The organism is Methylobacterium sp. B1 (genome assembly GCF_000333255.1).
GTDB classification, from domain to species: Bacteria; Pseudomonadota; Alphaproteobacteria; order Rhizobiales; family Beijerinckiaceae; genus Methylobacterium; species Methylobacterium fujisawaense.
Genome location: NZ_BACT01000781.1, coordinates 1 through 13,072, shown reverse-complemented (window position 1 = coordinate 13,072; position 13,072 = coordinate 1). Strand labels below are relative to the sequence as shown.

At 70.5% G+C, this 13,072-nt stretch carries 10 protein-coding genes; 4 read left to right on the top strand and 6 right to left on the bottom strand.

The window, feature by feature from the left end; genetic code table 11:
• Together I53_RS22715 and I53_RS22710 are read right to left on the bottom strand one after the other, a co-directional pair.
• Positions 1-762, bottom strand: a 762-nt coding sequence (locus tag I53_RS22715) for an MBL fold metallo-hydrolase (protein ID WP_043354980.1), incomplete at its 3' end; no start/stop codon positions are given.
• A 58-nt stretch (positions 763-820) separates the two neighbouring features.
• Positions 821-1,831: an SDR family oxidoreductase gene (locus tag I53_RS22710; RefSeq protein ID WP_043354978.1), complete on the bottom strand. Its 1,011-nt coding sequence runs from the start codon at positions 1,829-1,831 to the stop codon at positions 821-823.
• 178 nt (positions 1,832-2,009) lie between these two features.
• On the opposite strand from I53_RS22710, the gene I53_RS22705 reads away from it, so the two are divergent.
• The 3 genes from I53_RS22705 (at position 2,010) to pbpC (ending at position 8,430) form a co-directional block, all read left to right on the top strand.
• On the top strand, positions 2,010-2,258 hold the full coding sequence (locus I53_RS22705) for a hypothetical protein (protein ID WP_043354976.1): 249 nt from the start codon (positions 2,010-2,012) through the stop codon (positions 2,256-2,258).
• A 146-nt stretch (positions 2,259-2,404) separates the two neighbouring features.
• Positions 2,405-5,818 carry an acyl-[ACP]--phospholipid O-acyltransferase gene (locus I53_RS22700; RefSeq protein ID WP_043354974.1) on the top strand — a complete coding sequence of 1,138 codons (3,414 nt, stop codon included), beginning with the start codon at positions 2,405-2,407 and terminating at the stop codon, positions 5,816-5,818.
• 479 nt (positions 5,819-6,297) lie between these two features.
• Positions 6,298-8,430, top strand: a complete 2,133-nt coding sequence (pbpC, locus tag I53_RS22690) for a penicillin-binding protein 1C (protein ID WP_043354972.1) — start codon at positions 6,298-6,300, stop codon at positions 8,428-8,430.
• Positions 8,431-8,494: 64 nt separating this feature from the next.
• On the opposite strand, the gene I53_RS22685 is transcribed toward pbpC, so the two are convergent.
• The 4 genes from I53_RS22685 to I53_RS22670 all read right to left on the bottom strand — a co-directional run bounded on the left by I53_RS22685 (position 8,495) and on the right by I53_RS22670 (position 11,966).
• Positions 8,495-8,938, bottom strand: coding sequence for a hypothetical protein (locus tag I53_RS22685; RefSeq protein ID WP_043354970.1), 444 nt, complete (start codon positions 8,936-8,938; stop codon positions 8,495-8,497).
• Positions 8,935-9,768 carry an ArsA-related P-loop ATPase gene (locus I53_RS22680; protein ID WP_043354968.1) on the bottom strand — a complete coding sequence of 278 codons (834 nt, stop codon included), beginning with the start codon at positions 9,766-9,768 and terminating at the stop codon, positions 8,935-8,937. The genes I53_RS22685 and I53_RS22680 overlap by 4 nt, the downstream gene beginning before the upstream one ends.
• 682 nt (positions 9,769-10,450) lie before the next feature.
• Entirely contained in the window at positions 10,451-11,164 is a 714-nt protein-coding gene (locus tag I53_RS22675) for a MarC family protein (RefSeq protein WP_043354982.1), read from the bottom strand.
• Between the two features lie 67 nt (positions 11,165-11,231).
• Positions 11,232-11,966: a methyltransferase domain-containing protein gene (locus I53_RS22670; RefSeq protein WP_043354966.1), complete on the bottom strand. Its 735-nt coding sequence runs from the start codon at positions 11,964-11,966 to the stop codon at positions 11,232-11,234.
• Positions 11,967-12,114: 148 nt separating this feature from the next.
• Between I53_RS22670 and gloB the strand changes: the two genes are divergently transcribed.
• Positions 12,115-12,891 (top strand): hydroxyacylglutathione hydrolase, encoded by a 777-nt coding sequence (gene gloB, locus I53_RS22665; RefSeq protein ID WP_043354964.1) that lies wholly within the window; start codon positions 12,115-12,117, stop codon positions 12,889-12,891.
• Positions 12,892-13,072: the final 181 nt, after the last annotated feature.

Here is a 13,072-nt window from a genome sequence, read left to right as displayed (position 1 = left end):
CTCGAACGGCGTCCAGGTCTGGACGAAGTCGAGTCGCTCGAACACGTCGCGGTAGTGGCGCAGTTCGCTCGGCGTGAGCGGTACCCCGCGGACGAAGGCCTTATGGGCCGAGATCGTCGTGGCGCGGCGAAAATCGTCTGGGTCGAGTTCGAATTTCAGCGCGTCGCCGCAGAAGCAGATCTTCCGCGACCGGTCGTACAGGACCGCGTGGCCGTCGAAATGGCCGGCGGTCCGGTGCAGTTCCAGGCCGGGCAGGGGCTCGAGGAAATCGTCGTAGGGCCAGCTCACCTGGAGCGCGGCGCTCCAGGTGAAGTCGGCCGCCGGCAGGCACAGCTCCGGGTCGAACCGGTCCTGGAGCTGCGGCAGCGCCCCGTAGGAATGCGGGTGCGAGGCCGAGAGGACCGCCATGCCGCCGAGCCGGGCGATCTGGTCGAGGGCGGCCTCGCTGAAGACCGGGCAGCCCTCGAAACCCATATTCCCGTGCTCGGTCTGGATCAGGTAGGCGGAGGGCCCGATGCCGGAGACCGGCTCGTTCCAGAAGCGCCAGACGCCCGGCTCCAGCTCCTGCCAGTGACAGGGGAAGGCCTCCTGCGCCTCGCGGGCGGTGCGGAAGCGCCAGCCGTCCTGCGGCACCACGTGGCGGGCGTCGAGGCACATCGGGCAGGCGGCCGGCGTCTCGAAGTGCCGCTGCCAGAAGCCGCAATTGTCGCAGGTATAGGCGGGCAGCTTCAGGGCGCCCGCGAAGGGCAGGTAGCCGGGCATCGTGGTGGACCTTCCTCGAGGCGGATCGTGTAACAGGCGGCGCGCTCGGACGCAGCCGTCAGGTCCTCTGAGGCAGCCGGCGCGCCGATCGGGCGGCATGGACGGTGCCGGCGAGCCCGACCAGCGCCAGCCCGGCGAGGCCGGCGACCAGGAGATCGCGGGTGCGGCTCGTGGCGAACTCGGTCCGGCTCGCCTTGGTCCTGTCGGAGAATCGGCCGTCGATCCCGACGGAACCGGGCACGGGCTCGTAGAGGTTGCCCGCCATGGCGGGGATGGTCTCGTCGGAGAGCTGCGCCGACCACATGGATGCAGCCTTGCGGTCGGCGAGCGCCGGCGCCAGCGCCTGCGCTGCGGCCATCATCATCGACGAGCGCCCGACCCAGACCTCCCGGCGCGGATGCTCGACCGCGTACAGGATCGCCTCGGCGCAGAGCCGCGGGTCGAAGACCGGATCCGGCGCGAATTGGCGGTGCCCGGTGCGGTTGCGCGCCCAGTTGAACTGGGGCGTGTTGACCGCCGGCAGGTAGATCACGCTGAGGCTGACATTGACCCGGTCGTGCAGCAGCTCGCAGCGCAGGGCGTCGGTGAAGCCCGACACCGCGAACTTCGCCGCGCAATAGGGCGCCTGCAGCGGCGCCGCCCGGATCGCCAGACCGGACGAGACCTGGATGATCGCGCCGCGATCGCGTCGCTTCATGTAGCGCAAGGCGGCGAGCGTCCCGTAGACCTGGCTGAGATAGGTCGTCTCGGTGACCCGCCGGTATTCGTCCGGCGTGATCCGATCAGCCGGGCTCACCACGGTCGACATGGCGTTATTGACCCAGGCGCGGATCGGGCCGAGTTCGCGCTCCACCCGTTCCGCGGCCTCGTCCACGGCCTGCGAATCGGCCACGTCGGCCACGATCGCCAGGACCGGCTGGCCGTAGGCGGCCAGCGCCCGCTCCACCGCGGCGAGACGACCCGGATCCCGTGCGATCACCGCCACCGACCAGCCGCGCGCAGCGAATTCATGGGCCGTGGCGAGCCCGATCCCGGCCGTGCCCCCAGTGACGACCGCAACCCGTGCCATACCCACCTCACCGTCGACAGATCGAACCGGCAACACGGATCGGCGCCCTCGGTTGCGTCGTCGGACCGGGCCGCATCGTCACGGGGCGGCCGATTTCCGTTCCGGCGACGCAACGTCCGACGGCCACAGCTGTTGACTGCCTGTACCGCGTCATGCCGAACCATCGAGGGTCGCAGCCATGCGCACCGGACGACGCTTCTCCCTGCCGATCGATCCCTGGCCGCAGGCCTCTCTGGCCGAGCGGACCGCCGTCGGGATGGTGCTGACGTTCCTGCTGCTGCTGCCGGCCTGTGCGGCCGGGGCCGCGCTCTTCGTGATCACGACGCTCGCGGCCCACATGTACTGGTCCTACGACCTCGGCGCCTCGCTGCACGCCCTCATCGCCCGGCACGTCGGGCGGAAGGAGCGCCTGGCCCCGAAGACCTGACGCGGCCTGCCGGCCGATCCGCCACGGGCGGTGCCGGTTCACACGGTCCGACACCGCGACGGCCGTGATCCCTGTGCGTTCGCATCGGTCCGATTTGACCTGACCGTCTCTCGTAGGCCAGTCAGGGTCGGAACCGAGAGAATGCCATGTTCCGTACCCTGATGACTGCGCGGCGGTTCGCGCCGCTGTTCTGGTGCCAGTTCTTCTCGGCGTTCAACGACAATTTTCTCAAGAACGCGCTGGCCTTCCTGATCCTGTTCGGCATCGGCGGCCAGGCGGATTCCCATGCCGGCGTCCTGGTGACCCTGGCGAGCGCCGTCTTCATCGGGCCGTTTTTCATCCTGTCAGGACTCGGCGGCCAGTGGGCCGACCGGTACGACAAGGCCCTGATGGCCCGGCGGCTTAAGTTCGCCGAGATCTTCGCGGCCGGCGCCGCCGTGCTCGGCTTCCTGCTGCATTCCGTGCCGATCCTGTTCGTCGCGCTCGGCCTGTTCGGGACGATCGCGGCCCTGTTCGGCCCGATCAAGTACGGGATCCTACCGGACCATCTCCGGCGCGAGGAGCTGCCCGCCGGCAACGCCCTGGTGGAGGCGGCGACCTTCCTGGCGATTCTGCTGGGGACGATCGCGGCGGGCGCGGCCTCGGCGATGGGCGGGTCCGGAATCGTGTTCGGCGCCCTGGTGATGGGCTTCGCCGTCCTGTGCTGGCTCTCGGCCCGGATGATCCCGGCGACCGGGGAGGGGGCACCGGACCTGCGCGTCGACCCGAACGTCGCCCGCTCCACCTACGCGCTGCTGCGCGACCTCTGGGCCGACACGCGCCTGTGGCGCGGCTCGCTCACCGTGAGCTGGTTCTGGCTCGTCGGCGTGGTGGTGCTGTCGCTGCTGCCCGTCCTGGTCCGCGGCGCCTTCAACGGCACCGAGACGGTGATCACGCTGCTCCTGGCGCTCTTCTCCATCGGCATCGCGTTGGGCTCCGGCCTCGCCTCGTGGCTCGCCAGCGGCCGGATCGTGCTGCTGCCGACGCCGGTGGGCGCGGTTCTGATGGGGCTTTTCGGCCTCGATCTCGCCTGGACGGTCGGCCATCTCCCGGCGCCCCCCGCGGAGCCGATCGGGCCCCTCGCGTTCCTGCAGACCGGCCACGGCCTGCGCGCCGGGATCGACTTCCTCGGACTCGCGGTCTCGGGCGGCCTCTACATCGTCCCGTCCTTCGCGGCCGTGCAGGCCTGGGCCGAGAAGGCGATGCGGGCGCGAATCATCGGCGCGGTCAACGTCATGACGGCGGCCTTCATGGTGGCCGGCACCCTGGCGCTCGCGGGTCTGCAGGGCGCGGGCCTGTCGATCGCGAGCCTTCTCGCCGTGGTGGCCGTGCTGAACGTCCTCGTCGGCGCGATCGTGTTCGCGACCCTGCCGACCAGCCCGTTCCGCGACGCCCTGTCGATCCTGTTCCGGGCCTTCTATCGCCTGGAAGTCCGGGGCTTCGACAACCTCGCGGCGGCCGGGCCGAACGCCATCGTGGCGCTCAACCACGTCTCGTTCCTCGACGCGCCGCTGGCCCTGTCGCTCCTCGAGCAGGAGCCGGTCTTCGCCATCGACAGCGGGATCGCGCAGCGCTGGTGGGTGCGGCCGTTCCTGCGCGTCACCAAGGCGATGCCCCTGGACCCGACCCGGCCGCTGGCCACCCGGACGCTGATCAATGCGGTCAAGGGCGGCGAGACCCTGATCATCTTCCCCGAAGGTCGGCTCACCGTCACCGGCAGCCTGATGAAGGTCTATGACGGCGCCGGGCTCATCGCCGACAAGTCCGACGCGATGGTGGTGCCCGTGAAGATCGACGGGCTGGAGCGCACCGCCTTCTCGCGTCTCTCCCGCCGGCAGGTCAGCCGCCGCTGGTGGCCCAAAGTCGTCGTGACGGTGATGCCGCCGGTGCGCCTGACGGTGGACCCGGCCCTCAAGGGCAAGGCGCGGCGGCAGGCGGCCGGTGCGGCCCTCTACGGGGTCATGTCGGACCTCGTGTTCCGCACCACCGACATCGACCGCGGATTGATGGCGGCTTTGATCGAGGCGGGCGAGCTTCACGGCTGGCGCCGCAACGCCCTGGAGGACCCGGTCGGCGGAAAGCTCAGTTACGGCCGGCTCGTGATGGGCGCCAACATCCTCGGCCGCAAGCTGATGCCCCTCGCGCCCCTCGGCGGGCGGATCGGCGTCATGCTGCCGAACGCCAACGGCGCCGCCGTGACGCTCTTCGCGCTGGCTTCCGCGGGCCGGGTCCCGGCGATGATCAATTTCTCGGCCGGCCCCGCCAACGTCCTCTCCGCCTGCCGGGCGGCCGAGGTGAGCCGGATCCTCACCTCCCGGGCCTTCATCGAGAAGGGGCGGCTCGGACCGCTCGTGGAGGCGATCCGCGACTCGGTGGAGCTCGTCTACCTGGAGGACGTGCGGGCCGGCATCACCACCGGGGACAAGATCCGGGGCTTTCTCGCGCCCCGGCGCCCCCTCGTGGCCCGCCGCGGCGAGGATCCGGGGGCGGTGCTGTTCACCTCGGGCAGCGAGGGCACGCCGAAGGGTGTGGTGCTCGCCAACCGTTGCATGCTCGCCAACGTGGCGCAGGTGGCGGCCCGGATCGATTTCGGGCCGATGGACAAGGTGTTCAACGTCCTGCCCGTGTTCCACGCCTTCGGCCTGACGGCCGGGCTGATCCTGCCCTTGGTCTCGGGCGTGCCGGTCTACCTCTACCCGTCGCCGCTGCACTACCGGATCGTCCCGGAGCTGATCTACGGCTCGAACAGCACCGTTCTGTTCGGGACCGACACGTTCCTCACGGGCTATGCCCGGGCCGCCCATTCCTACGACCTGCGCTCGCTGCGCTACGTCGTCGCCGGCGCCGAGGCCGTGAAGGAGACGACCCGGAGGACCTATGCGGAGAAGTTCGGGCTGCGCATCCTGGAGGGCTACGGCGTCACCGAATGCGGACCGGTCGTGGCGCTCAACACGCCGATGTTCAACCGCTTCGGCACGGTCGGGCGGATCCTGCCCGGTATCGAGACCCGCCTGGACCCGGTGCCGGGGATCGACGAGGGCGGCCGCCTGTCGCTACGCGGCCCCAACATCATGCTGGGCTATCTGCGCGCCGAGAAGCCGGGCGTCCTGGAGCCGCCGCCGGGGGGCTGGCACGACACCGGTGACATCGTGGCGATCGACCCGATGGGGTTCGTGACGATCAAGGGCCGGGCGAAGCGCTTCGCCAAGGTCGCGGGGGAGATGGTCTCGCTCGCCGGCGTCGAGGCGTTGGCCGCCGAACTCTGGCCCGATCGTCCGAGCGCCGTGGCGGCGCTGCCGGACCCGCGCAAGGGCGAGCGGCTGGTCCTGTTCACGCAGGAGACGGGCGCCACCCGGGCGGCCTATCAGAGCTTCGCCAAGAGCCGTGGCGCCTCGGACGTGGCGATCCCGGCCGAGGTCGTGGTGCTGGAGGCGATCCCGATGCTCGGCACCGGCAAGATCGACCAAGTGGCCGTCACCAAGCTGGCCCTGGAGCGCGCGAAAGAGACGGCGGCCGCCTGACCGGAGGCCCTCACGCCCCGCGTCACCCAAACGGGGGATGCGGGGTGCCCCGGGATCCGATGGTATCGCGCATACAGCCGCGATTCGAGACGCTCGGCGCGTACGGGTTGCGTGTCTGAGGGGGACGCGGGTCGGTTCGACGAGGGGCAGATCATGCAGAAGGGCAGGCCTATTCCCGCTTGGCTGGCGAGGCGGACCTATTTCAAGCGGATCGGGCGCTGGACGAAGCCCAGCAAGGCGGCGGCGCCCTCCAGCCCGGTGGCGCTTCGATGCCCTCCAACGTCGTGCCCTTCCCGGTCCGGATGAACCGCCCGGATCGCCCCGTGCTCGAGGACCTGCGCGTGGTCGGCACGGCGTAGGGTCCGGGCTCACCCGGACCGGACGGTCGCGCGCATTCGGCGCCCGGGATCGCCGGGGGACTTGTCGGCCGCGCCGGAACGGTAAATCCTGCGCCGTCGGAGCCGGAACCGGGGGGATGCGTGCCGCACGACGGGTCCGATCCGAGCAGGCCGGTGCCCCCGCGGGCGCGGCGCATCGGTTCGCGGCTGGCTTTCGGAGCCGCCGCGCTCGGTCTGAGCCTCCTTGTGGCCGGCGTCGGCGCGCTCTGGCGTTTCGCCGACGCGCTTCCCCCCCTCGACCTCAGCCCCGCAGAGGCGCGCTCGACGGTGGTGCTGGACCGGGCCGGCACGCTGCTGCGCCCTTTCGCGACGGCGGACGGGCGCTGGCGCCTGCCGGTCACCGCGGAGACGGTCGATCCACGCTATCGGGCCATGCTGCTCGCTTTCGAAGATCGCCGTTTCGCCGATCATAAAGGAATCGATCCGGCCGCGGTGTTGCGCGCCGCCCTCCAGTGGCTGGTCCGGGGCCACATCGTCTCGGGTGCCTCGACCCTGTCGATGCAGGTGGCCCGCCTGGTCGAGCCGCGGCGGGAACGCTCCCTCGCGGCCAAGCTCCGCCAGATGGTGCGCGCGGTCGCGCTGGAGCGACGTCTCGGGAAGTCCGGGCTCCTCGATCTCTATCTGGCGCTGGCCCCCTATGGCGGTCCGCTGGAGGGCGTCCGGGCGGCGAGCATCGCGTATTTCGGGCGGGAGCCGGTGCGGTTGACCGCGGCGCAGGCGGCTCTCCTCGTCGCCCTGCCGCAATCGCCCGAGACCCGCCGCCCAGACCGGTTCGCGGAGCGCGCCCGCGCCGCCCGCGATCGGGTCCTAGCCGTCGCGCAGGCCCGCGGCATCCTCACCGCGGCCGAGGCCGAGGCCGCCCGGGCCGAGCCGGTGCCGACGGCGCGCCGGCCGTTCCCGATGCTCGCGGCGCATGCCGCCGAGGAGGCGGTCGCGGCCGACCCGGAGGCTGCAACGATCCGCCTTGCCATCGACGGCCGCCTGCAGGAGAGACTGGAAGCGCTGGCGGCCGAGCGCGCAGCCGCCGCCGGGCCGGACCTCTCGGCCGCGCTCCTCGTCCTCGACAATCGTGACGGGCGGGTGCTCGCCCAGGTGGGCAGCGCCGGCTACCTCGACCCGTCCCGGCGCGGCGCCATCGATATGACCCTGGCGGTGCGCTCCCCCGGCTCGGCGCTGAAGCCGTTCGTCTACGCCATGGCCTTCGCGGACGGCCTCGCACATCCCGAGACGCTGCTGGAAGACCGGCCCGCCCGCTTCTCGGCAAGCTACGCCCCGGAGAATTTCGACCTGACCTTCCAGGGCACGGTGACGGCCCGCCGGGCCCTGCAGCTCTCGCTCAACGTGCCGGCCGTCGAATTGATGGACGCGGTGGGGCCCGCCCGCTTCATCGCCCGGCTGCGCGCCGCCGGGGCCGGGATCCAGCTCCCCCGAGAGGCCGCGCCGGGGTTGCCGGTCGCACTGGGCGGGCTCGGAATCACGCTCACCGATCTCGCCCGTCTCTATGCCGGGCTCGCCCGCGGCGGCGCCGTTCCAGACCTGCTGCGCCGCGCCGACGGGGTCGCGGCCGAAGCCCGGCACCGCGTCGCGGAGCCCGTGGCCGCCTGGTACGTCGCCGACATCCTGCGCGGGACACCACCGCCGGAGAACGCCCTGCCCAATCGCATCGCCTACAAGACCGGCACCTCCTACGGGTACCGCGACGCCTGGGCGGCGGGCTTCGACCGTCACGTCACGGTCGTCGTCTGGGCCGGTCGGCCGGACGGCGCCGCGGTGCCGGGGCTCGTGGGCCGGACGGTCGCGGCGCCGCTCCTGTTCGACGCCTTCGCGCGCCTCGGGATCGAGCCCGAGCCGGTCCCGCAGCCGCGGGATGCGCTGGTCGTGGGGACGGGGCGCCTGCCGCCGCCGCTGCAGCACCTGCGCCGCGAGGCGGCCGAGACGGCGGGCCCGGCGCTGCGGATCGCGTATCCGCCGGACGGGGCGCGGATCGATCTCGGCCTCGGCGCGGACGCCCACGGCGCGGCGGATGGCGGTCCGGGCCTCGTCTTGAAGGCCCTGGGCGGGGTGCCACCGCTCACCTGGCTGGTCGATGGTCAGCCGGTCATTCAGACGCCGCGACGGCGGGCAGAATGGGTGCCGGGGGGCGCAGGCTTCGCCCGGATCTCGGTCCTGGATGCGACCGGCGCCAGCGACAGCGTGTCTGTCCGGCTCGAATAGGCTTACGCAATCCTGGCTGCCGGCGCAGCACCGGGCGCCGCAGTGGAATCCGGATGCGTCTGGATCAGCGGCCGATCCCGAACCCGCGCGGTGTGTCGGCGGCGCCGCGCTGCCCGCAGGCCTCCAGCGCGGCGGCGATCCGCGTCGCGCTGGCCGCGGACCCGTGCGACAGGCTGAGGACGGTGCCGAGGATCCCGGCGCTCACGAGGACGCCGAGGGCTGCCACACCGAGCAGCACGTAGCTCATCAATCTGTTGCGGCGCAGGTCGGCCGTCAGCGCCCGGATCAGATCCTGGTTGTCTTCAGCCAGACGATTCCGCGCCGCCACCAGCTCGTTGTACATGTTGGTGATGGCGTTGGTGGACATGTACACGAGCAGCAGGTGGACGACGAAGTCGTCGTCCGTCGTGGTGTTGAGGGCGGCCGCGATCCGCACGGCGAGCTGGCGCTCCCAGGGCTGCAGATCGCGGCCATGGACCGACCGGTAGAACCGCTCGAGGTTGGTCACGGCCGAAGGGCATCCCGCCACGCCGTGTGGAAGTTGCGCCGCAGGCGGCGGCCCTCGACCCGAAGGCGCATCGGCGCGCTGTTCGCCAGGGCCTGCCAGGTCATGTGCTGGACCCGCAGGGCCTCGATCAGCCGCTCGCCGATCCGCTCCACCTCGATGACGCGGAAGTTCGACTGCTTGCGCAGGGAGCGCACGAGATCGGACGATTCGAGATAATCGAAATTCGTCGCCTGGGCGGTGTTCTTGGCCAGGATCGCCCGATCGCACTCGATCAGCATGGGCCGGAGTTCCCTGAGGACCTCCAGGGCGGTGGGATCGACCGCGCCGGCCGCGACGACCACGGCGAGGCGGATATTCGCCTCCCGGCAGCTCTCCACGATGATCTCGGCACAGCGGCGCGTCGTCTCGGTATCGCCGGCCGGGAAGTCGACCACGATGAAGCGTTCGGGGGTCTCGATGACCCGTTCGATCAGGTCTTGGCACAGGGTCGGGTCGACGCGCCCCGTGCTGTCTTCGGCACGCAGGCGCTGCCGGAAGCCGGTGATTCCGGACCTGCGCGCCACGAAATTGTCGCTGCCGGGATTGGTCTCCTGCATGAGCGCGGTGTGGAAATGCCGGTTGGCCGGATCGGTGTCGATCGCCAGCACCGGACCCGCCTCCGCACAGAGATCGGCCACCTGAAGGGCGATGGTGGTCTTGCCGACGCCGCCCTTGCCGCCGAGGCAGAGGACGAGAACCTTCGCGGCAGAGCCCAGAAGATCGCGCTGGATGTCCTGGATCTCGTCCGGGCTGTACCAGGCCGGAACTTTACTCTGGGACGTGTCGGTCATGCGCTGTCTCCTTGCTGATTCATGCAGGACGGCCTCGGCACGCGCGGCACCGGGCCTGCGGGCATTCGGGGGTCACGGGACCAGCCCGCACGGGCGCTCCGGGGACGCGGTGCGGGCTCCCGACGGCGCGATCGCGCAAAGGGCTCTCGGGCCTTCGTGAGGGAAGGATCCGATCATGCCGGTGCCGACGGGGCGGAGAGACCCACCGGTGACGCTGGCCTGGGCCGAGCGCGGTCGCGTGCGCCGTCCCTTCGCGTCCCCCCGGCGATAGGCGTCTCGGATTGGCGTCCGTCGCCACGGTAGGCACTCCGTTCCTGGATCTCTTTCTTCGACGGTTGGACCCGGAAGCTTTCGCTTCGCCGCAGCCGAGTTCTGGAAAGATCTGGCGCGCCACAGGAAACGACGCAAGCCATGTCTTATCAGTTTTCCTCTCAAATCTCCGTCTAACGTGCGATCATTAAAAAAGATTTATACTTTATTACAACGCAATAATCGTCGATTATATGAGTTATTATTTTACATTTATCGATATACGGCAGACCTAATCGTCAATTTGGCAGATTCGTCCGGACGGATAGAGGACCCCTCCGCATATCCGGCATGTGACGGGAAAGGCCCGTCGAAACGATCCGATCCGGGGCGGCCCTCAGCACTTCGCGAATGACGGGTGCGCGCGCGGACGTCAGCGGGCCGCAGCGAGGGGGGCGAACACGTCCAGGAGGCCGTTCACCAGGATCTGCGTGCCGACGCACAGCAGCAGGAAGGCGAAGAGGCGGCCCATCACCCGGGCGCGGGCCGGGCCTATGAACGCCACCACCCGGTCGGCGGAGGCGTAGAGCACGGCGACCGTGGCGGCGACCGCGAGGGCTGCCAGCGTGACGCCGATGTAGAAGCTGAACCGCTCCGCATAGGCCGTCGGCCGGTTCGCCCCCAGGGTGATGGCAACCGCGATCGTCCCCGGTCCCGTGGTGAACGGCAGCGTCAGGGGGAAGAAGGCGATGTCGGAGAGGGGGCCCGGTGCCGGATCGCCCTGCGGCTCTGTCGAGACCGCGCCGCGGCCCGCCGAGCCCGAGGCCTCGGCCTGCTTGCGCGCCTCCCGCGCCTCCGGCCGGTTTAGCTGCGTCCAGGCCGACGACATGACCACGAGTCCGCCGGCGATGCGCAGCGCCCCCAGCGTGACGCCGAAGAAATTGAGGATCGGCGTACCCGCCCAGAGGGCGCCGAGCATCACCAGGGCGGCGTAACCGCCGATCCGCCGCGACAGCAGAACGCGCTCGGCGTGGCTGAAGGCGCTCGTCACCTGCGCGAAGATGAACGCACCCCCGATCGGGTTCACGATCGAGAACAGGGCCGACAGGGCGAGCAGGAACTGCTGGGTGGTGAGGTCGAGGCTCATCAGGTCCAACCGGATCGCACGCTGTCCTGGACCATCGACCGCCGTGGATGGGGATCGCGCATCCGGATCAGCCCGGGGAGGGGGCCGGCACCAGCACACGGGCCGGCGCGAGACGGCGGGCGCGCCGCACCTGCTGCACGGCGACGGGCCGGTACAGCTGCTTCGTCGCGTCGACCACGTGCAGGCCCGCGAAGGGCAGGGACAGGCTGGTGCCGAGCCACTCCCAGGCGGGTCCGGTGCGCAGCATCAGGCGCGAGCGTGCCGGCGGCATGTACAGGGTCTCGGCCCAGCTCACCGGCGAGAACAGCGTATCCCGCATCAGCCGTCCGAGCTGCGAGCGGCTGTAGGGCTGGCCGTGACCGAAGGGCGTCGCCTCCCGGCGCGCCCAGACGCCCCGGCGGTTGGGCACCACCAGGATCATGCGGCCGCCCGGGGTGAGGGTCCGCCAGACCTCCTGCAGCAGCTCTGTCGGGCTCTCCACCGATTCGAGGGCGTGGACCAGGATGACCCGGTCGATGGCGGCCTCGGGCAGCGGCATCATGGTGGGATCGGCCAAAGCCGCGCAGGAACGCCCGGTGCTCGGCCAGTTCACCACGCCCTGCGTGGCCGGCATGAAGGCGAGCGTGCGCTCGGCGATATAGTGGACCGGCCCGAGATAGGGCGTCGCGTAGCCGATCCCGAGGACGCGCAGCCCCGAGACCGAGCCGAGGAAATCGTGGAGCGCGCGGCCGACCACACGATGCGTCGTGCGGCCCAGAGGGCTGGCGTAGAAGGCCCGCAAGCCGTTGACGTCGAGACGCATGGGAACAGAAGATCGCGATCGGAACGGTCGTTGTACTCAATGGTGAGCCGCGCGCCGCGCGGCAAGCGTCCGAGGAACCCGGCGGGACCATCACCTGTTCACGGCAACAGATTTCGCGCCCCTTCGCGTTCCTGGGAGACCCCGTCCGATGGCCGCCGAGACCGAGATTCGCACCTTCCTCTGCCGCAGCGACAATATCGGCGTGCTCATCCGCGATCCGGCGACCGGCGCCTGCGCGGCGATCGACGTCCCGGAGGCCGGGCCGGTCCTGAAGGCCCTCGACGAGACCGGCTGGCGCTTGACCGACATCCTCGTCACGCACCGGCACGGCGACCATGTCGAGGGCATCCCGGCGGTGAAGCAGGCGACCGGGGCCCGGGTGGTCGCCCCCGCCAAGGCCGGGGACGCGGTCCCTCAGGTGGACGTGACGGTGCGAGAGGGCGACACCGTCGCGATCGGCCGCCTGGAAGCCCAGGTCTGGGAGACGCCGGGCCACTGCGCCGACCACGTGACCTATTGGTTCGCCCAGGCCGGCCTCGTCTGCGCCGGGGACACCCTGTTCACCCTCGGCTGCGGGCGGGTGATGGAGAGCCCGCCCGAGACCCTGTACCGCTCCCTGCGGCGCTTCGACGATCTGCCCGACGCGACGCAGGTGTTCAGCGGCCACGACTACGTACTCTCCAACGCACGCTTCGCCCTGGCTGCCGATCCGGACAATCCGGACCTGAAGGCGCGCTTCGCCGAGGCCGAGCGCGCCAAGGCGGAAGGCCGCTTCCTGATCCCCTCGACCATGGGCGCGGAACGGGCGACCAACCCGTTCCTGCGCAGCGGACAGCCGGCCCTGGCCCGGTCCGTCGACCTACCGCCGGAAAGCGATCCCGAGGCGGTGTTCGTCGCCTTGCGAGCGTGGAAGAACCGCTTTTAACGCAGGTGATAACGAGAAAAATTTGTTGCCTTCTCAAGGCAAACTGACACATAGGGATGTTTAAGCGGTCCTAATCCGCTCAGGTAACCGGGCTCCCGGGGGGAAGCCGTAACGTCAACGCGAAGCGCCGGGACGCTTTCGCCTGTATGATGGGGGTCCGTCTCGCCCTACAACTGTCCAC

Excerpts from the sequence above, each read along its gene's own strand:
- I53_RS22710 (WP_043354978.1), bottom strand. The coding sequence starts at position 1,831 with ATGGCACGGGTTGCGGTCGTCACTGGGGGCACGGCCGGGATCGGGCTC.
- I53_RS22705 (WP_043354976.1), top strand. The coding sequence starts at position 2,010 with ATGCGCACCGGACGACGCTTCTCCCTGCCGATCGATCCCTGGCCGCAG.
- I53_RS22700 (WP_043354974.1), top strand. The coding sequence starts at position 2,405 with ATGTTCCGTACCCTGATGACTGCGCGGCGGTTCGCGCCGCTGTTCTGG.
- I53_RS22680 (WP_043354968.1), bottom strand. The coding sequence starts at position 9,768 with ATGACCGACACGTCCCAGAGTAAAGTTCCGGCCTGGTACAGCCCGGAC.
- I53_RS22675 (WP_043354982.1), bottom strand. The coding sequence starts at position 11,164 with ATGAGCCTCGACCTCACCACCCAGCAGTTCCTGCTCGCCCTGTCGGCC.
- I53_RS22670 (WP_043354966.1), bottom strand. The coding sequence starts at position 11,966 with ATGCGTCTCGACGTCAACGGCTTGCGGGCCTTCTACGCCAGCCCTCTG.
- gloB (WP_043354964.1), top strand. The coding sequence starts at position 12,115 with ATGGCCGCCGAGACCGAGATTCGCACCTTCCTCTGCCGCAGCGACAAT.